The 20,182-nt window shown below is 72.1% G+C and carries 16 protein-coding genes and 1 tRNA gene; 5 read left to right on the top strand and 12 right to left on the bottom strand.

Translation table 11 applies throughout. The features are described 5' to 3' along the window. The first annotated feature begins 104 nt into the window (after window positions 1–104). The gene (locus ACWCQK_RS07105; protein WP_451152752.1) at window positions 105–4,265 is read left to right on the top strand and encodes a PAS domain-containing protein; all 4,161 of its coding nucleotides are present in this window, start codon (window positions 105–107) and stop codon (window positions 4,263–4,265) included. Between the two features lie 292 nt (window positions 4,266–4,557). On the opposite strand, the gene ACWCQK_RS07100 is transcribed toward ACWCQK_RS07105, so the two are convergent. The 6 genes from ACWCQK_RS07100 to ACWCQK_RS07075 form a co-directional block, all read right to left on the bottom strand. After that, window positions 4,558–6,204, bottom strand: a complete 1,647-nt coding sequence (locus ACWCQK_RS07100) for a long-chain fatty acid--CoA ligase (protein WP_451152985.1) — start codon at window positions 6,202–6,204, stop codon at window positions 4,558–4,560. 147 nt (window positions 6,205–6,351) lie between these two features. Beyond that, window positions 6,352–6,948 (bottom strand): SigE family RNA polymerase sigma factor, encoded by a 597-nt coding sequence (locus ACWCQK_RS07095; RefSeq protein ID WP_451152750.1) that lies wholly within the window; start codon window positions 6,946–6,948, stop codon window positions 6,352–6,354. A 147-nt stretch (window positions 6,949–7,095) separates the two neighbouring features. Beyond that, window positions 7,096–8,262, bottom strand: a complete 1,167-nt coding sequence (locus ACWCQK_RS07090) for a lipid-transfer protein (protein WP_451152748.1) — start codon at window positions 8,260–8,262, stop codon at window positions 7,096–7,098. Then, a complete protein-coding gene (locus ACWCQK_RS07085) occupies window positions 8,259–8,654 on the bottom strand; it encodes a MaoC family dehydratase (RefSeq protein ID WP_451152983.1) in 396 nt (131 codons plus the stop codon). The genes ACWCQK_RS07090 and ACWCQK_RS07085 overlap by 4 nt, the downstream gene beginning before the upstream one ends. Before the next feature lie 5 nt (window positions 8,655–8,659). Further along, window positions 8,660–9,607, bottom strand: a complete 948-nt coding sequence (locus ACWCQK_RS07080; protein ID WP_451152746.1) for a Zn-ribbon domain-containing OB-fold protein — start codon at window positions 9,605–9,607, stop codon at window positions 8,660–8,662. A 463-nt stretch (window positions 9,608–10,070) separates the two neighbouring features. Continuing rightward, the gene (locus ACWCQK_RS07075; protein ID WP_451152744.1) at window positions 10,071–10,385 is read right to left on the bottom strand and encodes a hypothetical protein; all 315 of its coding nucleotides are present in this window, start codon (window positions 10,383–10,385) and stop codon (window positions 10,071–10,073) included. Between the two features lie 368 nt (window positions 10,386–10,753). On the opposite strand from ACWCQK_RS07075, the gene ACWCQK_RS07070 reads away from it, so the two are divergent. Then, window positions 10,754–11,626 carry a bifunctional DNA primase/polymerase gene (locus ACWCQK_RS07070; protein ID WP_451152742.1) on the top strand — a complete coding sequence of 291 codons (873 nt, stop codon included), beginning with the start codon at window positions 10,754–10,756 and terminating at the stop codon, window positions 11,624–11,626. Window positions 11,627–11,821: 195 nt separating this feature from the next. On the opposite strand, the gene ACWCQK_RS07065 is transcribed toward ACWCQK_RS07070, so the two are convergent. The 4 genes from ACWCQK_RS07065 to ACWCQK_RS07050 form a co-directional block, all read right to left on the bottom strand. After that, window positions 11,822–12,691, bottom strand: a complete 870-nt coding sequence (locus ACWCQK_RS07065) for a GNAT family N-acetyltransferase (protein WP_451152740.1) — start codon at window positions 12,689–12,691, stop codon at window positions 11,822–11,824. 248 nt (window positions 12,692–12,939) lie between these two features. Then, complete coding sequence (locus tag ACWCQK_RS07060; RefSeq protein ID WP_451152738.1) at window positions 12,940–13,185, bottom strand: hypothetical protein; 246 nt, start codon at window positions 13,183–13,185, stop codon at window positions 12,940–12,942. 240 nt (window positions 13,186–13,425) lie between these two features. Continuing rightward, a tRNA-Ser gene (locus tag ACWCQK_RS07055) sits at window positions 13,426–13,512 on the bottom strand. A gap of 55 nt (window positions 13,513–13,567) precedes the next feature. Continuing rightward, entirely contained in the window at window positions 13,568–15,034 is a 1,467-nt protein-coding gene (locus ACWCQK_RS07050; protein WP_451152736.1) for a S1C family serine protease, read from the bottom strand. 258 nt (window positions 15,035–15,292) lie between these two features. Between ACWCQK_RS07050 and ACWCQK_RS07045 the strand changes: the two genes are divergently transcribed. The 3 genes from ACWCQK_RS07045 (at window position 15,293) to ACWCQK_RS07035 (ending at window position 18,029) form a co-directional block, all read left to right on the top strand. Then, window positions 15,293–16,120: a glycerophosphodiester phosphodiesterase gene (locus ACWCQK_RS07045; RefSeq protein WP_451152734.1), complete on the top strand. Its 828-nt coding sequence runs from the start codon at window positions 15,293–15,295 to the stop codon at window positions 16,118–16,120. 265 nt (window positions 16,121–16,385) lie between these two features. Next, window positions 16,386–16,940, top strand: coding sequence for an ATP-binding protein (locus tag ACWCQK_RS07040; protein ID WP_451152732.1), 555 nt, complete (start codon window positions 16,386–16,388; stop codon window positions 16,938–16,940). A gap of 123 nt (window positions 16,941–17,063) precedes the next feature. Continuing rightward, the gene (locus ACWCQK_RS07035; RefSeq protein ID WP_451152730.1) at window positions 17,064–18,029 is read left to right on the top strand and encodes a DUF5926 family protein; all 966 of its coding nucleotides are present in this window, start codon (window positions 17,064–17,066) and stop codon (window positions 18,027–18,029) included. 288 nt (window positions 18,030–18,317) lie between these two features. Here ACWCQK_RS07035 and ACWCQK_RS07030 read toward each other — a convergent pair whose 3' ends face one another. Together ACWCQK_RS07030 and ACWCQK_RS07025 are read right to left on the bottom strand one after the other, a co-directional pair. Then, window positions 18,318–18,998 (bottom strand): hypothetical protein, encoded by a 681-nt coding sequence (locus ACWCQK_RS07030; RefSeq protein WP_451152728.1) that lies wholly within the window; start codon window positions 18,996–18,998, stop codon window positions 18,318–18,320. Window positions 18,999–19,054: 56 nt separating this feature from the next. Next, on the bottom strand, window positions 19,055–19,720 hold the full coding sequence (locus ACWCQK_RS07025; RefSeq protein WP_451152726.1) for a bifunctional DNA primase/polymerase: 666 nt from the start codon (window positions 19,718–19,720) through the stop codon (window positions 19,055–19,057). Between the last annotated feature and the right edge of the window lie 462 nt (window positions 19,721–20,182).

Here is a 20,182-nt window from a genome sequence, read left to right as displayed (position 1 = left end):
AGCGCGACCTGAGCCCTTAGACTCCCTCGCGTGACACGTCGCGGGCAGGTTGGCAAGATGGCCCGAGCGGTCGGCAAGGTGCGGTAACAGGGAGGAAGCGTCTCGTGAGCAGCAGGCCATCCCGAGGCGCTGCTCGCCTCGCAGCCATACTGGACGCGCTGCCCGATGCGTTGGTGCTGGTCAACGCCAACGGCACGGTCGTCAACGCCAACACCATCGCCCTGGAGGCGTTCGAGTCGCCGGGCACCGCCCTGGTCGGGCGAGGGCTGCTCGATCTGCTGCCGCAGTTCGACTCCAAGCTGATCCCGGGCTCGATGCGACGCCCCGACCACATGGACCCGGTCGGACGGACCAAGCCCACTCGCATGATCGCCCGGCGGACGGACGGGGTCGAGTTCCCGGTCGAGGTCACCAGCGCCAACCTCGAGAACGGACAGCAGGCCTACGACGGTTACGGCTACACCGGCGACGAGCTGCTGATGCTCGTCGTACGCGATCTGTCCGGCACCGTCGACACCGAGGCCGAGCTGGCCCGTTCGCAGCGGCAGACCGAGATGATCCTGCGGGCCGCGTCCGAGGGTGTCGTCGGGACCGACACCGACGGGCGGATCGTGCTCGTCAACCCGGCCGCCGCCCAGATCCTGGGCTACCGCGCCAGCGACCTCGGCGGCAAGGAACTGCACGACCTCGTGCTCCACTCGCGTGCCGACGGCTCGTCCTTCCCGTACGAGGAGTCGGCGCTCGCCGACACGCTGCGCTCCGGGCGCAAGCACCGGGTGCGGGGGCAGGTGCTGTGGTCCAAGAAGGGCGACAAGGTCTCGGTCGACCTGACCACCGCGCCGGTGCGCGACGGCGATCAGCTCGTCGGCGCCGTGATGACCTTCAACGACCGGCGGCAGTTCGACAGCCTCGCCGAGGAGAAGCAGACCGCCGACAAGCTGCACGCGGACGAGCTGGAGCGGCTCTCCGAGGACCACGCCTCCGATCTCACCGCCCTGCGCCAGAAGCACGTCGCCGAGCTGGAGGAGCTGCGCGAGCAGCACGAGGAGGAGCTCGCGGCCGGCGAGGAGCGCTACGCCGCGCTCGGCGAGCGGGAGAAGGACCGGTACGAGGCCCTCGCCGCGCGGCACGATCAGCTGCTCACGCTGCTGGGACAGTCGCTGCGCGGGCCCCTGGACGAGCTGCGCCGCGAGCTGGCCGCACTCGCCGCGGACGACGCCGGGCAGCTGTGGCCCGAGGCCAACCAGGTGCTCCACCACCTGTCGGCGGGCTACTCGCGGATCACCACCCTGATCGACAACGTCCTCGGCTTCCAGCTGCTCGACGCCGGGACCGACACCGTCAACCGCGCGAACGTCATGCTCGACGCCGTCGTCGCCGCCGGTGTCGACGGGGCCGTCGACCTGATCGGGCCCGGCCGTGTGCAGTTCGCCGTGCACGCGCCGCCCATCGAGGCCGAGGTCGACGCGCGGCTCCTCGCGACCGCGCTCGCGCATCTGGTCGCGGACGTCGCCGGTGTCGACGCCACCGGCAACGCGCCCGTGTCGGCGGGCGGTTACATGGACAACACGGTCGTCGTGGCGGCGGCACAGCGCGGCGAGGTCGTACGGATCGAGGTGCGCGGGCCGTACGCCGGGGGTGACCCGGTGCACGAGCCGATCGTGCGCGGGATCGTGCGCGCCCACGGCGGTGTGCTCCAGACGCACGAGGTGCCCGGGATGAGCGGCAGCGCGTACGTCCTCGAGGTGCCGCTCGGCGGCGGGGCCGGGGCGATGGCAGCCGTGCCCTCTCAGGCGCTGGAGCTCGGACAGGGTCCGGGCCCCGGGCAGGACCTCGCCCTGGAGGCCGGCTCCTCGGAGGACGAGGCCGGGCAGGGACCGGGCGGCGGACGGGGGCGGCGGGCCCGTCGGTCCTCCGTGGACGCCTTCCTGGAGAGTGAGGTCCCGGGCGAGTCCGGGGGCGGTGAGGCGGAGGGCGCGTCGCCGACCGGACGGCGCCGCAGGCGGGCGGCCGCCGAGGAAGCGGCGGTCGCGGCCGCCGACCCCGGTGACGTCTCCGGCGGCACCGGGCGCCGACGCGGCCGGCCGGCCGAGATCGCGGCCGCGGGTGCGGGCCCGGAGGCCGCCGAGGGTGCCGTCGTCATGGCCGGGGAGAACTCGGCGGGGACCGCGGCCGCCGGTACGGGTCTGGGCGGGACGGTTCCGCCGCAGGGTGTGCCCGCGCCCACCGGACGGCGCGCCCGGCGCGACGCCGACGAACAGCACGCGTTGCCGCCCGCCCTGCCCGTGGCGTCGGCCCCGGGCCAGCCCGCCGACGCGGACGACCTGGCCTCCGACGACTCGGAGCCGACCGGGCGCCGTCGGCGTGCTCTGGCCGCCGCGACGGAACGCGCCGCCGCGCAGGAGGCCGCCCCGCGTACGGTCTTCGCCCTCCCGCCGGCCGAGGCGGACCGCTCGCCCGACGCCGCGGGAGAGCAGCAGGCCGTCCCGGCTCAGGCGCCCGTGCTCGCGTCCCCTTCTGTACCGGTGCCGGTTCCGGCACAGGCCGGTGCCGGAATGGTCGACCATGGGCGGCACGACGCCGTGCCCCACGACCAGTCCGACGATCACACCCCGCCGCAGCCGCATCCCACGAACGCGCCGACCGGCCGCCGCCGACGAGCGGTCGGCCAGTCGGGCGAAGCCGTCGAGGCGCCGGATACCGCGATTCCGGCACAGCTGCCCCAGGGCCGGCAGCCGGTGCCGGCCCGGCCCGCCGCTGCGCAGCCGCTTCCCGCGGAGGCGCCGCCCGGTCAGCGAGCCCCGGGCGTCGGCATCCCGGCCCCGCAGCCATGGCCCAGCGGCGACGACGCCACTCCCGACGCCGGGACCGTCGTGTCCGCGCCGCCGAACGGCACCCTCGCGCCCCAGCTCCAGCTCCCGGCCCCCGCCCCGGTCGCCCAGCAGCCCGCCGCGACCCCGGCGACCGGCACCCCGCTGCCGCCGGAGAGCGCGCCCGCGCAGCCGCGGGCGGCACAGCCGCTGCCCGCCGAGGCGGCGCAGACGTCGGCGCCCGCGCCGGTCGACCCGAACTCGACGCAGGGGCGTGCCATCAGCGTGCGGACGCTCGGGCAGGGCGTGCCGTTCACACGGCAGGCCGCTCAGGTGCAGCAGCCGTCGGCGGGCGCCACTCCGCCCCCGCACGGTGCGGCGGCCTCCGGCCGGCGGCGCAAGCTGGGCACCCCGCCCGACCCGGCCACGCGCCCGGAGCCTGCGGCCCGGTCGCATCCCTCGGCCGAGCAGGCCCCGGCGCCCCGGACGGCCGCGCCCCAGTCCGCCGCGCCTCAGCCGGCCGCGGCCAAGGCGCCCGCGGCGCAGCCCGCCGTCGCGCAGCCGTCGCTCGCCGGGCAGTCCCGGCTGGTGCCGACCACCGAGGGCGCCGGACGGTCGTACGCCATAGGAGCACCGGACGAGAACGCCGCCGAGGGTCCCGAGCCGCTGGACGGTCCGGGCGGAGCGGTGGAGGTCGCGGACATGCCGCGGCCACAGCCGATGGACGACGAGCTGCCGCCGGAACCGCTGGACAACCCGCGCCGGCTGCTGGTCTGGCCGGCTCCGGACGTCGCCACCCAGCAGGCGCTGAGCGCCCGCGGCTACCGGCCCGTGATCGTGCACTCGCGCGAGGAGGTGAACGCGCAGATCGCCGCGTTCCCCGCCGCGCTGTTCGTCGATCCGCTGACCGGGCCGATCACGCGCACCGCGCTCCAGTCGCTGCGCCAGGCCGCCGTCGCCGCCGAGGTGCCGGTGCTGGTCACGGCGGGGCTCGGACAGGCCACGCGCGAGGCGGCGTACGGCGCCGATCCCGCCGTACTGCTGAAGGCGCTCGCGCCGCGTGACAGTGAGCAGCATCCGCCGCGTGTCCTGCTGATCGAGGAGCACGCGGAGATCGCGCTGGCGCTGACCTCGACGCTGGAGCGGCGCGGGATGCAGGTCGCGCGAGCGGCGAGCGACGGTGACGCGGTGGCGCTGGCGGGGCAGTTCCGGCCGAACCTGGTGGTGATGGACCTGCTCCAGGTGCACCGGCGGCAGGCCGGGATCGTGGACTGGCTGCGCGCGAACGGACAGCTCAACCGCACGCCGCTGGTCGTCTACACCGCCGCCGTCGGCCCGGCCGACCTGCCGCGCCTCGCCTCCGGTGAGACGGTGCTGTTCCTCGCGGAGCGGTCCACCAGCACCGAGGTGCAGGACCGGATCGTGGACCTGCTCTCGCGCATCGGCACCAACTAGGACCCGTCCCGGACGCCCGGCAGGCGTACGAGCGTGAGCTGACGCCGACGTCGGCTTCGACGTCGAAGCCGTACGGCGGTGAGGCGGGCGCCTGCCGTTGCTACGTCCCGTGCCCCCGATCGGAGTCGACCGGAGCCGGTCGAGGCCGGTCGGACGCGATCGGGGGCGGTCAGGTGTGGACGGTCTCGGTGGCGCGGTCGGTGCCGGTCGGGCGCGGTCAGCGCCCGTGGGTGCCGGTCGGAGCCGGCCGGTGGTCAGCAGCCGGCGGTCGACAGTCGGCGGTCAGTCGCGGTCAGAGCTTGGTGACGTCCAGTTCTCCGGCCGCGTACTGCCTGCGCAGCACCTTCTTGTCGAACTTGCCGACGCTGGTCTTCGGCACCGACCCGATGATCGTCCACCGCTCGGGCAGCTGCCACCTGGCGATCCCGGCCTCGTCGGCGAGGAAGCCGCGCAGCGCGTCGAAGTCGGCGGTGGAGCCCTCCCGCAGCACCACGGTGGCCAGCGGACGCTCGCCCCACCTGTCGTCCGGGACGGCGACGACGGCGGCCTCGGTGATGTCCGGGTGGGACATCAGGGCGTTCTCCAGGTCGACGGAGGAGATCCACTCGCCGCCGGACTTGATGACGTCCTTGGCCCGGTCGGTCAGGGTCAGGAAGCCGTCCGCGCTGATGGTGCCCACGTCGCCCGTCTTCAGCCAGCCGTCCGCGCTGAACTTGTCGTCTGGGCGCAGCGGTTCGGCGTCGGGGCCGTTGTAGTAGGCGCCGGCGATCCAGGGGCCGCGCACCTCCAGCTCGCCCGCGGACTCGCCGTCCCAGGGCAGACGTTCGCCGCCCGGACCGCTCAGGCGGGCCTCGACCCCGGCCGGGAACCGGCCCTGGGTGAGCCGGTAGGCGAACTCCTCCGCCGTACCGACCGCGTGGGCCGGCGGACGGGCGATCGTGCCGAGCGGCGACGTCTCGGTCATGCCCCAGGCGTGGCAGACCCGCATGCCCAGCTTGTCGAAGGCCTCCATGAGGGAGGGCGGGCACGCCGAGCCGCCGATGGTGACCTGGGTGAGCGAACCGACGTCACGGGGTTTGGCGGTCAGCTCGCCGAGCAGGCCCTGCCAGATGGTGGGGACGGCGGCCGCGTGCGTGGGACGCTCGGACTCGATCATCTCGGCGAGCGGCGCGGGCTGGAGGAACCGGTCGGGCATCAGCAGGTTCACCCCCGTCATGAAGGTCGCGTGCGGCAGGCCCCAGGCGTTGACGTGGAACTGCGGGACCACGACCAGCGAGGTGTCCTGGTCGGTCAGCCCCATGGACTGGGCCATGTTGACCTGCATCGAGTGCAGGTAGATCGAACGGTGGCTGTACACCACGCCCTTGGGGTCGCCCGTGGTGCCAGAGGTGTAACACATGGCGGCCGCCCGGCGTTCGTCCAGCTCCGGCCAGTCGTACGTGGTCGGCTTCCCGGCGATCAGGTCCTCGTACTCGTGCACCTGGACGGACGTCGCGCCCGCGAGCAGCGAGCGGTCGCCCGGTCCCGAGACGACGATGTGCTCGATCGTCCCCAGGTGCGGCAGCAGCGGGGCCAGCAGCGGGAGCAGCGAACCGTTGGCGATCACGACCTTGTCGGCCGCGTGGTTCACGATCCACACCAACTGCTCAGCGGGCAGACGGAGGTTGAGGGTGTGCAGGACCGCGCCCATGGAGGGGATCGCGAAGTACGCCTCGACATGGTCCGCGTTGTTCCACATGAGCGTGGCCACACGGTCGTCGTCCGCGACGGCGAGGTCGTCGCGCAGGGCGTGTGCCAACTGGGCCGCGCGGGCGCCGATCTCGGCGTAGGAGCGACGCTCGGGCTCGCCGTCGCCGGTCCAGGTGGTCACCTGTGATGCGCCGTGGATCGTCGACCCGTGGTTCAGGATCCTCGAGATCAGCAGCGGTACGTCCTGCATCGTGCTCAGCACGGCGTCCTCCCGGGCGACATTGCCTACGCGGTGGTAACGGTTGCGCTGATTCTGCGCACATACCGCGCGGTATGTCACTAGGTCCGGACGATCGATCACATCATTCGGGGACCCGATGTCCCCGGGCCCGGCCGCCTAGCGCACGAGCACCAGCTCGGGATCCTCGCGCAGCTTCCCGAGCGCCCGTGACACCGCCGACTTCACCGTGCCGACCGAGACCCCGAGCACCTCCGCCGTCTGGACCTCGCTCAGGTCCTCGTAGTACCGCAGCACCACCATCGCCCGCTGACGGTCCGGCAGTTTCATGACCGCCCGCCACATCGCGTCGTGCAGTGCCTGCTGCTCGGCGGGGTCGTCCCCGCCGGACACATGCTGCTCCGGCTCGGGCAGCTCCTCGCACGAGAACTCGTCCACCCGGCGCTTGCGCCACTGCGAGGTGCGCGTGTTCACCAGCGCCCGGCGCACATAGCCGTCGAGCGCGCGATGGTCCTCGATCCGCTCCCAGGCGACATACGTCTTGGCCAGCGCGGTCTGCAGCAGGTCCTCGGCGTCGCTCGGGTTCGCGGTCAGCGACCGGGCGGTCCGCAGCAGCACCGACTGGCGGGCCCGCACGTACGACGAGAACGACGGGTAGGTGGAGGTCCCCCCGGCCGAGCGAAGACGAGACGGCGGGAGGGTCTGCCTCACTGGTGCAGCGGCTTTCGAGGCGCTGGTGCAGACGGGTGTGGTCATGGCTCCACGCTATGAGCGACCCCCACTCCGGCGGATCGGCCGCAGGTCCCGCAGCGGAGTCCGCCTCAGGTTGTAGGGGTGGGGCAGGCTCCACCTCCTGAAGGTGGATGAGCGACCGGGGTCCACTGCGGGATGACCCCTGGGGGCTCAGCCGTCCGCCGTGAGGACCAGGCCCGAGGTCGGCACCCCCGTCCCCGCCGTCACCAGGACCCGCCCCGCCCCGGGTACGCGGTTCACGGACGTGCCGCGCAGCTGCCGTACCGCCTCGGCCACGCCGTTCATCCCGTGGAGGTACGCCTCCCCGAGCTGCCCGCCGTGGGTGTTGATCGGGAGCCGCTCCCCGGCCACGAACTCCGCGGCCTCTCCCGGCGCGCAGAAGCCGAACTCCTCCAGCTGCATCAGCACGAACGGGGTGAAGTGGTCGTACAGGATCGCCACGTCGATGTCGGCCGGTGTGAGTCCGGACGTCCGCCACAACTGGCGGGCCACCACCCCCATCTCCGGCAGCCCCGTCAGGTCGTCCCGGTAGAAGCTGGTCATCTGCTCCTGCGCGCGACCGGCGCCCTGGGCGGCGGCCGCGACGACGGCCGGCGGATGCGGCAGGTCGCGGGCGCGCTCCACGGAGGTGACCACGAGCGCCTGGCCGCCGTCCGTCTCCTGACAGCAGTCCAGCAGCCGCAGCGGCTCGACGATCCAACGGGAGGCCGCGTGGTCGGCGAGGGTGATGGGTCTGCCGTGGAAGTACGCCGCCGGGTTGGTCGCCGCGTACCTCCGGTCCACCACGGCCACGTGTCCGAAGGCCTCCGGGGTCAGCCCGTGGGTGTGCAGATAGCGCTGGGCCGCCATCGCCACCCAGGAGGCCGGGGTGAGCAGCCCGAACGGCAGGGACCAGCCGAGTGCCGCGCCCTCCGCCGACGGCTCCCGGTGCTGGACCCCCGAGCCGAAGCGACGCCCCGACCGCTCGTTGAAGGCGCGGTAACAGACCACCACCTCCGCGACTCCGCTCGCCACCGCCAGTGCCGCCTGCTGGACGGTCGCGCAGGCAGCACCGCCGCCGTAGTGCACCCGGGAGAAGAAGGACAGCTCACCCATCCCGCAGGCCTGGGCCACGGTGATCTCCGGGCTGGTGTCCATCGTGAACGTGACCAGCCCGTCCACGTCGGCCGGCGCCAGCCCCGCGTCGGCCAGCGCCGCCCGAACCGCCTCCGTGGCCAGCCGCAGCTCACTGCGCCCCGAGTCCTTGGAGAACTCCGTGGCCCCGATGCCGACGATCGCCGCCCGCCCGCCCAGCATGTCCCGCTTCCGCACGCTCATCCCGCGCCTCCCGGCGGGACGGTGAGCATCACCGTGCCGGTCACATGCCGGCCGATGCCGTTCGCCCCGACCACCCGGACCGTGACGGTGGCGCCGTCGACCTCCGCCACCGTGCCGGTCAGCACCATGGTGTCGCCGGGATAGTTGGGCGCCCCGAGTCGGATGGCCACCTTGCGGAGCACCGCCGTGGGTCCGAAGTGGTCGGTGATGTACCTCCCGACCAGGCCATTGGTGGTGAGGATGTTCATGAAGATGTCGGGGGAGCCCTTGCCGCGCGCCAGCTCGGGGTCGTGGTGGACGTCCTGGTAGTCGCGGGAGGCGAGGGCTCCGGCGACGATCAGGGTCCGGGTGATCTCGATCTCCAGCGGCGGCAGTGCCTCACCCGCGGTCATGGCCCTCATGCGGCCACCTCCTCGGCCTGGAAGACGGGCAGCACCGACTCGTCGTCGTACGAGCGGAACGCGAGTCGCACCGGCATCCCTATCCGCACCTTGTCGTACGGCACCCCGATCACGTTGCTGACGATCCGCACGCCCTCGGCCAGTTCGATCAGCGCGACCGCGTAGGGAGGGGCGAAGGCCGGGAAGGGCGGGTGGTGCATGACCACGTACGAGTAGACCGTGCCCTCGCCGCTCGCCTCGACCGTGTCCCAGTCCGGGCAGCCGCAGGCGTTGCAGCCCGGCAGCCAGGGGTGGCGCAGGGTCGCGCAACCCGTACAGCGCTGGATGAGCAGCCGGTGCCGTGCCACGCCCTCCCAGAAGCCGGCGTTGTCGCGGTTGACCACGGGTCGGGGGCGGGGAGGTGCTGCCTTCCGCCGCGCGGGCGCGTACTTGAGGATGCGGAAGCGGTGTGTGCCCGCGAGCTCGGCGCCCACGCGCACGTCCATCCGTGTCGTGACGAAGTACCCGGAGCCCAGCTTGGTCGTCTTCCGCGCCGAGACCGACTCGATCACCACGTCGAAGGTGATCTCGTCCCCCGGGCGCAGGGGCCGCAGATACTCCTGCTCGGAGTCGGTGGCGACGACCGAGGTGCAACCCGCCTCGTCGAGCAGGGCGAGGAGCTCGTCGTACGCCTCGGTCCGCCCCGCACGGTCCGTACCGCCCGGGGCTGTGCGGGCCGTCGGGGGCGTGCCGGTCGTGTGGCCGGTCAGGCCGCCCATGGTCCACGCCTGGAGCATGGTGGGCGGGGCCACGGCATCGGGCCCTTCGTAGGCCGCACCGGTGTCGCCCATCGCCTCGCACCAGTGCCGGATCATCGGCGCGTTGACGGGATCCCTGCCGACACCGGCGACCACGGCCGGCCGGCCCTCGTACGCCTTCAGCCTCGCGTCCAACTCGTCACTCATCCCCCACCACCGCCCCCTCGCCGACCCTCTTCACTCCCCATGCCCGCGGACTCATGACCTGCGGACTCATGGTCCGCAGACTCCTGGCCCGCAGACTCCTGGCCCGTTCCGATCCGCGCCGCGTCGCGCTGACATATCTGGTACACCGCGAGCGCCGCGAGGGTTCCCACGATCTCTCCGAAGATTCCTGACTGTCCGTCAGATCGCTTGCACTGTCAAGGCGCTCGCCCCCTCGGCGACTCGGCCCCTCGACGGCTGGGGCACCGGGGTGCCCGGCCGGAGGCCCGCCCATGCCCCTCACCACTCCACCTCCCCCTCCACCTGCGCGTCCGCCTCCGCGCACGAAAACGCCTGTGCGGCGGCGCCGAAGCACCGCCGCACAGGCGTGTCACGCCCCACAATGCACACCCAGCACGGAGTCGAGGGGGTGGACGGCCGGCGCAGCGGCCGCCCGCCCCTCAGGTCATCGCCACAGCGGCACGAAGCTGACGGCGACGTTCTCGTTGCCCTGGTTGATGGCCGTGAACGCGGACCCGTCGACCTGGGCGGTGTTGCTCTGGTTCGAGGCGCCGGCACCGACCGCCTGCTGCTGGGTGGTGGAGGAGTTGCCGTTGTTGTCGTGTCCGACCCCGCTGCCGACGATGCTCGCGGCGGCCGCGTTCGATCCGTCGTCCGCGAAGGCGCCGTCGTCCGCCGCCGCGACGCCGGTGAACAGGGCGGCCGCGAGCGGGAGGGCGGAGACGGCGGCGAGAACGCGGGCGGTACGGATGCTTGCCATGTTGTTCCTCCAGAACCGGTGACACTCCCGGACTCATGACCGGAAGTGCGTGAAGTACGGCTTTCTCCAAGGCAGTTGGCCGACCGCCTCGGCGTTGTGCACGACGTCGCGAGATCAGAGTCGCCCATCGGATCCCCGTCGAACCAGCCCGGAAGCCGCTATTCGCCCTGAAGCGTGATGACAAGTCGATAAACCCCTTTCGCCACCTTCCAGCCATCAAAGTCGCAGGTCAGGGCAGTACGGGTGGTTCGCCGTCAAGCACCGCAAGAGGTGAAGCGTTCCGGCATATTTCCAGCCAATTCCCCCAGCCCGGCGTGTCGGGGCCCACCCCTCTTCCCTTTTTCGAACGTACGTACGAACATGGAGGTATGGCCACCACCGACCGGCAGGCCACGACGCTGGCCCTCGCACACGCCCTGTCAGCCGCCGAACGCGGCCTGGCCGTCCTCCCGCTGTCCCGGACGAAGCTCCCGGCCCTGCGCTCCCCCCATCGCTCCGACCCGACCGCCCCGCCCTGCCACGGCGAGTGCGGCCGTTTCGGCCACGGGGTGTACGACGCCTCGACCGACCCGGCCCGCATCCGTGAACTGTTCGCCGCCGCACCCTGGGCGACCGGCTACGGCATCGCCTGCGGTCTGCCCCCACACCACCTGATCGGCATCGACCTCGACACCAAGTCCGGTACGGACGCCCCGGCGGCCCTGCGTGAACTGGCCCTGCGCCACCTGTTCACGATCCCCGCCACCGTCGTCGTCCTGACGCCCAGCGGCGGCCGCCACCTCTGGCTGACCGGCCCGCCGCACGTCGTCGTCCCCAACTCCGCCGGCCGCCTCGCCCCCGGCATCGACATCCGCGGCGCCGGCGGCTACCTCGTCGGCCCCGGCTCCCGTACCGATCACGGCGTCTACGGCACCGCCCCGGGCTCCGCGCATCTCGCCCCGGCGGCCTGCCCGCCCGCCCTGCTGCGCCTGCTACTCCCCCCACCGCGCACCCATCACCCCACGCCCGCCTCGACCGACGGGCATGGCCAGGGTCTGGTCCAGTTCGTCCTCGCGGCGCACGAGGGCCAGCGCAACACCCGTCTGTTCTGGGCCGCTTGCCGCGCCTACGAGAACGGCATCGGGCCCGACCTCGTAGAACCCCTGGTGGACGCGGCCCTGGGTACGGGCCTGACCGAACGCGAGGCCCGCGCCACGATCGCCTCGGCGGCCCGGCTGACGGCATACCGACCGCCGTCATGAGCGCTCGCGCGGCTGCCGCTGCCGCGCGACCGCCGCACCCGGGCATCGGCGCCACGATCGACCTGTGACCGCTCCCAGGCTGCTGCCGTGCCCTGCCCTTCGCCGGCGGTGTCCGCTACGACGGCGACGGTGTCCACTGCGACGGCTGCGGTGTCCGCTGTGCCCGCCGCGCGGCCCTCCCGAGTTCCCGAGTCCTCAACCGTTCTCCGCCGCGCGGGACGAGAAGTCGTACGCGGCCCATTCGGTGACCGGGACGTATCCGATGCGTCGGTAGAGGGCGTTGCTGGTGGGGTTGGCCGGGTCCGCGAAGAGCACGACGTCCGTGGCGCCCGCGGCCAGCGCGGCACGGCTCACCTCGACCGTCACGGCGCCCGCGTAGCCACGGCCGCGGAGGCCGGCCGGGGTGTAGACGGGGTCCACGCGGACCATGCCGCCGACCATCGATGTCGAGCCCGCCATGGAGACGGGGGTGCCGTCCGGGGTCTCCCAGAACGTGAAGTGTTTGTCGGCGAAGCGCGAGTCGGCCCAGGAGTCGGCGTCCACGCCGGGGACTTCTCCGACTGTGTCGAGGAACTCGCCGCACCAGCGCACGAGTTGCTCGTGGTCCTGCTCGCCCACCATCCGGCCCCGGCCCGCGGGGAGCGGTTCCGGTGGGGTGAGCGTGTCGAGACGGTACAGACGGATCCGCTTGCCGAGCGTCGGCGCCGCGCCCGTGTGCCGCTGCCATGCCTGGGCGAAAGAGGTGGCGGTGGTGTGGTCCGCGCTGACGTACGGAATGGAGTGCCCGAGGGCGGCCAGGTGGGCGGCGAGTGTGTCGGCGTGCTCGGGGGCGAGGGGAGTGAGGCTCAGGCCGCGAAGGCGGTAGAAGATGGCGCGGACCTTGCCCGCTCGCTCCAGCCGGCCGAAGACGGGGGCTTGGCCGTGTGTGTCCGCCCCGCGGGTGCGCAGCTTCTCGGTCACCGTCAGCGGCATGGTGTGCAGGGCCGGCCGTGAGCGCAGGAACTCCCCGGTTCGAGCGAGGAACTCGTCGACGTCTTCGGTGAGGTGCCAGTCATCCGATCGCATGCTTCATGATTTCCCATGCTGTCGACGTGCGTCCGTGGTTCTTCCTCGGCGAACCCGCGGCACAGGACACTCGTCCGCACTCCGAGCCCCGAAGGTCCTCCGGCCGCCAGGCGCGCGGTTCCGTTTCGCCGGAGTCCGCTGATCAGGCCCATGAACTCGCGGTGAGACGAACTCCCGGTGAAGCACGGCACAGGATTGGCCTACAACACCCTGTCCGAAGGATGAACGAGCCTGAGTGCGGCAAGGCGTCAACGCCGCTTGCGGATCTCCTGGTAGCGCCGCTCTACGTCGGACCTGAACCATTCGGGGACTTCACCGGCTGTGCGCAGATGCCGGCGCTCGTCGGGGGAGAGCGTCTGCGCGGAGGCGTCCACAGCCACCGCGTAGTCGCTCATCTTGGCCGACGTCTTCTCACGCCTGAGGTCGCCCTCGAACAAGGAGCTGCTGGTCCCCTGGCTGCTGATGACGGCTCGGATGCCTCCGAGAAAGCGCAACTTGCTGCTTCTCTGTCGGAGTTCGTCCCGAAGGATGAGCCAGCACAGACGTTCATCGGTCACATTCGGGATGGATCCTGCCGCTGCCACGCGTGCCCCTTCCTCAGTGATGGATCACCCGATCCACCGCGGGGGAGAGCATAAGCCGAACGTTCCGCCCGGCCCGGTCGATGACGGCAGCGCATGAGAACGGCCCCCGACCTACTGACCAGGCGGGGGCCGAGCGCACTGCTCTCAGAGCGGAGGTGGTGGGATTTGAACCCACGGTGACATCGCTGCCACGACGGTTTTCAAGACCGTTCCCTTCGGCCGCTCGGGCACACCTCCCCGCGTCGCCGATCAAGGGCGACGCGGGGACAAGAGTAACGGGTCGGCGCGGCGGTCAGCTGTCGCCGACGCGGGAGCCGAGGGTCAGGTCGACGGTGTGGGTCCTGCTGTCGCGCTCGTAGGTGATCTCGACCTTGTCACCGGGCTTGTGGGTCCAGATCTCGCCGATCAGGGTGGGGCCGCTGTCGATCACGTGGTCGTCGAGCTTGGTGATCACGTCACCCGACTTCAGGCCCGCCTTGTCGGCCGGGCCGCCGGACTCGACGGAGGAGGCACCGCCGGCGCCCTGGTCGGTGATCTTCGCGCCGTTGGTCGAGTCCTCCAGGGAGACGGAGGCGCCGATCTTCGCGTAGACCGGCTTGCCGTTCTTGATCAGCTGCTGGGCGACGTACTTGGCCTGGTTGATCGGGATGGCGAAGCCGAGGCCGATCGAGCCGGACTGGCTGGCGCCGCCCAGGCCGCCGCCGCTGGTGGACTGGATCGCGGAGTTGATGCCGATCACGTTGCCCTGGGCGTCGAGGAGCGGGCCGCCGGAGTTGCCCGGGTTGATCGACGCGTCGGTCTGGAGGGCGCTCATGTAGGACGCCTGGCTGCCGGTTCCGTCGCTGGAGGCGACCGGGCGGTTCTTGGCGCTGATGATGCCCGTCGTCACCGTGTTCGACAGGCCGAAGGGCGCGCCGATGGCGATGGTGGAGTCGCCGACCGCCACGTCGTCGGAGTTGCCGAGGGTCAGCGGCTTCAGGTCCGACGGGGCGCTCTTGAGCTTGACGACCGCCACGTCGTAGCCCTGGGCGTGACCGACCACCTCGGCGTCGTACTTCTTGCCGTCGGGGAAGGTGGCCGTGAGCTTGCCGCCGTCGACCGCGTCGGCGACGACGTGGTTGTTGGTGACGATGTGGCCCTCGGTGTCGAAGACGAAGCCGGTGCCGGTGCCGCCCTCGCCGTTGGTGGACTCGGCCTCGATGGTGACGGTGCTCGGCAGCGCCTTGGAGGCCACCGCCGCGATCGTGCCCGGGTCCCGCTTGACCGCGCCGCCGCTGGTGGCGGAGGAGACGGTCGTGGAGCCGCCGGAATCGCCGTTCTTGGCCAGCGTGTAGCCGAGGCCGCCGCCCAGGCCGCCCGCGACCAGCGCGGCCACCAGGATCGCCGCGACGAGGCCGCCGCGGCCGCCGCCGGACTTGGGCGCCGGCGGGTGGTAGGAGGAGCCCCAGCCGGAACCCGCGCCACCGCCGTCGGCGTAAGCGGGTGTGGCGGGCGGCGGGGGCGGCCAGCCGCTCTCGGGAGCGGACCCGGTGTGCTGGAATCCGTCGTGCGGGCCCGCCGAGGCGTACGCGGGCGCGTGCCCGGCGTGCACCAGGTCGTGCTCCGGGGCACCGGGAGCGCTCAGCGGCACCGCCGGGACCGGAGTCGTGGGTGCGCCCTCGGGCGCGACGGCCTGCGGGGAAGCCACGGGAGATTCCACCGGCACGGGGGGTGCAGCCGGGGCCTGGGGTACCGCGGTGCCCTCGTTCTCGGTGCTCACAGCTCTTCTCCTCGATCCACGGCTGTTGTTCTCGGTCGCACTGGGTCACGCTCGCTCACGACTGTCGCCGACCCGGCGCGCTGCAGCTGTGCAGGTGCTTTTGTATGCCGTCAGCTTTTCCCACGGGCCGTCAGAGCACCATAAGCGGTGGCTGTGGGTAAGCTGCCATTCTTTATATGAGACATTCTGCTCCGAACGGACACTTTTTCGGATCCCTCCGGCCCGCCGCGTACCCCGCGCCGGTGGCACCATGACGCGGTGACCCACGCACGGCAGCACCACATTCAAGTCGTCGCCCACCGCGGGGCCTCCGAGGAGGCCCCCGAGCACACCCTTGCCGCGTACAAGAAGGCGATCGAGGACGGCGCGGACGCTCTCGAGTGCGATGTCCGGCTGACCGCGGACGGCCATCTGGTCTGTGTGCACGACCGCCGCGTCAACCGTACGTCCAACGGCCGCGGAGCGGTGTCCGCCCTGGAGCTCGCCGAGCTCGCCGCGCTGGACTTCGGCTCCTGGAAGAAGCGGGACCACTGGCGTACGCGCGACGAGGAGCCCGACTGGGTGTTCCGCCCCGAGGACCCCGAGGACACCTCTGTCCTCACCCTGGAACGGCTGCTCGAACTCGTCGCCGACTCGGGGCGGCGGGTGGAGCTGGCCATCGAGACCAAGCACCCCACCCGCTGGGCCGGCCAGGTGGAGGACCGGCTGCTGCTGCTCCTGAAGCGGTTCGGCCTGGACGCCCCGGCCGACGCCGCCGGGTCCGCGGTCCGTGTCATGAGCTTCTCGGCACGTTCACTGCACCGTGTCCGGGCCGCCTCTCCCCTTCTCCCCACGGTGTACCTGTTGCAGTTCGTCTCGCCACGGCTGCGCGACGGGCGGCTGCCGGCGGGCGTCCGGATCGCGGGCCCGTCGATGCGGATCGTGCGCAATCACCCCGCGTACATCGAGCGCCTGAAGCGCGCCGGACACCAGGTGCACGTGTGGACGGTGAACGAGCCCGAGGACGTCGATCTCTGCGTCGACCTGGGCATCGACGCCATCATCACCAATCGCCCGCGCGCGGTGCTCGATCAGCTGGGTCGCTGACTGTAGCCGCCCGCGGGCCGAGCGGCCCCGCCGCGGCCCGACACAGCTGTCCCATGAAACGAACCTTGACCCAGGCGCCTCACAGGAGCATCCTCGCGTCTCAGCCATACCGGCGAAATTCAGCCATCTCCTCACGGGGAGTGCTCCGGCGCGTTCGCTCTGTGTTCGACCGTTGCGAGTGCGTCACTGTACGTGCATCGGCCGGTTTCCGGTTCAGGCCGATGGGGCATCCACACCGTGGCGTGGGGCGAAGGAGGTCTCGGGGGTGGCGTTGGTGGTGGCACAGGAGGTGCCCACGTCGTCGAGCATGGCCGTTCCCCATGGCCCTGCGGGCGTGGGGAGAGCGAGACACCGGATGCGTGATCAGTTGCGCACGGGTGGCGTGGCGGAATCGGTCATCGACGATGCCGTACTGATCCTTTCCGAACTTTTGAGCAATGCGTGCAAGCACGGGCGGCCCCTGGGGGACGCGTTGGCCGGGGACGGCGACGTACGGGCCACCTGGCGGGTGGACACGTGCGGCCGGCTGGTCGTCGAGGTGACGGACGGTGGCGGTCCGACCCGCCCGGCTCCGGCCACTCCGTCGGTCACCGCGCACGGCGGCCGCGGGCTGAACATCATCACGGCGCTGGCCGACGACTGGGGCGTCCGGGACGACACCCGGGGCGAGGTCACGGTCTGGGTCGTCGTCCACGACGACGTCCACGACCCCGACGCCGGGTGCCCACGCGCCGACTTCGCCGCCGCGCGCGTGGCGGCGCCGGCCCGTTCGCCGCTGCGTGACCTGTCCTTCACGGACGCGTTCGACGACCTGGACTAGGGCCGGGCCGGGGGGCGTGGCGCGACGCCGACGCCGTGCGTCGTCCACAGGGTCCCGTGGGTTCTGCTACGAGCGACTAGGCTCCCGCCCGTACAGACGAGCCGTAACCGGGAGACACCCACGATGGCCAAGAAGCGACCCCAGACGACGGCCAGGCGGCCGCAGCCCAGTGATGCGGAGATCCCGGTCGTCGGCGCCCGCGAACCCTGCCCCTGCGACAGCGGCCGCCGCTACAAGGCGTGCCACGGCCGGGCCGCCGCCCAGGCCGCGGCCGAGTTGGTGCACCGCCCCTTCGAGGGGCTGGCGGGCGAGTGCGACTGGGTCGCGCTGCGTGAACTGGTGCCCGCGGCCACGGTCGAACTGCCCCTGAAGGGCGGTCTGCCCGAGGGCGTTCCCTCGGTCAGGCTGGCCACGGTCCTGCCGATGGCCTGGCCCGCACTGCGCCGCGAGGACGGCTCGGTGCTGCTGGGCCTCCAGAACGACACGTCCTCGGGCGACATCAGCCGCGACCTCGCCGACACGCTCCAGCGCGCGCTGGAGGCGCAGCCCGGCACCCCCGTGCAGGGCCGCCGTGCCCCGGCGGACGGTCCGCGGTTGCAGGACCTCCTCGACCCCGAAGGCGCGTTCGAGCCAGTTGTGCACGACGGCTTCGAGTTCTGGGTCCCGGACGCGGAGAACGCCACTCCCGAGGTGACCGCCTCCCTGGAGCGGGCCAACGCCGCGGCCATCCCGACCGTGAAGCTGACCGGCGTCGACTCCGCCTACTGGTGCGAGACCCCGGAGAAGAACCACCTTCGCTGGGTCATGCCGCACGCCGAGGAGCGCCTTCTGGACGCTCTTGCGCGGCTGCACGCGGCGGGCCGCTCCAGCCTCGGCGAGGGCACCCGTCTGGTGGGCTCCTTCCGCGCGCACGGCCTGACCGTGCCGGTCTGGGATCTGCCGAGCGGGGTCGGCGCGGAGGACGTCGAGAAGCCGGCGGCCGAGTTCGCCGAGCGCCTCGCCACGGCACTGGCCTCGGAGGCTCCGCTCACCCCCGACGAGCGCCGCGCGCGCGGTGGACTCACCAACCGACAGGTGACCCTCAGCTGACGCACAGGCTCGCCGTTCTCTCGGGCTGACCGGCCGGTCAGCCCGAGGGGATGATGCGGATCCCGTGACTCCGGTCACAACTCCCGCCGGTGACAGGGCAGTCGGTGTCCGAATCGCCCGGTCGCCGGGAGCCGACCGGTGTCCGAATAGCCGAGGAAAACAAGAGACCGAATTTGCGTAGGGCCGATCTCTTGTTACCGTTCCAGTAGCCCGGTTGCTGGTGCATCCCCCGTCGCCAGCAACCGGGTCTTTTCATGCCCGGCACCGTTCACGGATCGCTGTCAGGCGTCAACTGCGCGTGGGCGTACCGGAGTTGCTCCCGGAGCGCAGCAACAGCGGGCCGCGCCCGGACCGGCCCGCGAACTCCGCGACCGCCGTATAGGCGTCCAGTGCCCCCTGGGCCCGCTCGCGGGGTGTGTCGCAGATCCCCGGCTCGTCCTCCGCGCCGACCGCGCAGTTCATCTGCACCGTGCGCCCACCGGGCTCCATGAAGCTCAGTACGGCGTCCAGGTCGCGGCCGGTCGCGTTGCGGTAGTAGGTGCGCGCCCAGGTGTCCTCGCCCTGCGTCAGGACACAGGTCTGCGCCTCGATGCCGTCCGGCGAGGTGAGCGCGGGGCCACAGCGGGTGGCGGTGGCCAGTCCCACGCCGAGCAGCAGAGGGTCACGGGCGTGATCGGTGGCCGGCTCCTTCTCGTCGGAGCCGGAGGAGCCCGCGGGGCCGGAGGCCACCGGACGGTCGGAGCCATCCGTGCGATCGAGGGAGGCATCCGTACGGCCCGAGACGCCGGCGTCGGCACCAAGAGCGGCACCGGCACCGGCGCCGGAAGCGGAGTCGTCACCGTGCGCTGACGAACGTACGAGCGCCCGCCCCTCGTCCGTGGACCCCACGGGCCCCGCGGACGCCATGGCCAGCGGCAGCGCCACCGCCGCTGCCACGACGCCCACCAGGGCGAGGAGACGTACGTTCATGAAGGGGAAGATAACGACCCGCGCCGGGCACCTCGCCCGGCGCGCGGCCGACACCCCTACAAGTCGGGGGCGCTCACACCCGTACGAGTGAGGGCCTCGACGACGGCGCCCACCACGGCCTCGACGTCGGGCACCCAGGGCGAGGCCGAGCCGGGCAGCGGCGCGCGCTCCCAGTGGATGGCGCCCTGGCCGGTCTCGGACGGCGGCAGGGCGAGATAGCCGCCCTCACCGTGGAAGCGGAGGGAGCCGGGAACGAAGTCCTGGGCGTAGAGCAGTTCGCCCAGCTGTTCCATGGAATACGGCCGCACGAGCAGCGCCCAGCGAGTGGGCGAGGCCACGACCGGGCCCAGCCGCATCCCCTCGCGATCCAGCGCGGCCAGCGCGTGCGAGGCCGCGAGGGCGGGGAGACTGACCGCGCAGGGCGCCGTGCCGCCGGTCGCCAGGATGATCGGCGCCGTCGGCCGGTTGGTCCACCACCAGCGCACCATGCGCGCGTCCGTGGTGGCCGCGAGGAGGCCGGGGTCGAAGGGATGCGCACCGGGCACCGTGCACTCCGGTTCAGGGCAGCCGCAGCGGGCCCGCCCCTGCGGATCCGCCGCCACGCCCGGGAGTACGGGCCACTGCCATTCCGTCGCGAACGTCAGGGCCGTCTTGATCAACTCGGGCCCCCCGTCGCTGCGCTGGGACAGGAGCCTGCGTCGCCTTCCGAGGATCTCGCGCATGAGCGCTCGTTCCTTTCCGTTGCACGCCTGGCAACACCGTGGGCCACATCACACCATGTGTCGATCACTTCACTGTGCGTACCTGTTGGCGCATCACACCCCTGTCAGAGACAAGGGGAACCCCTATGGGCCGAACGTTGGCTGCGTCCGCGGCCGTTCCGTCCACACTGCGTCTGTCAAAAGCATGGCCGTGGCGTGGGGGTGGCGAAGTCTGGCGTTTGCCGTCTCGCGTATTACTCTCCGCCTCCGCCACGGGAGGATGGGGCTCGGTCGTCGGTGGCTAAGACGCCCGGGTCGGTCACCAGGTTCCGGGTGGTTGCCAACCGCCCCTGGGCCCTTACCGAGTACGTACCCATCACGACCGTTGTGACGCTCTGTCGAGCTAGGCCAGTCGACCGCAATCACCCCTTACCCGAGGCAGTTTTAAGCCAACTTTGCTTTTCCGCAAGGGGTACCGAAGGG

The organism is Streptomyces sp. NPDC002306 (assembly GCF_053593435.1).
The sequence above is the reverse complement of the archived record's forward strand: the minus strand, read 5'-3'. Positions and strand labels throughout refer to the sequence as shown.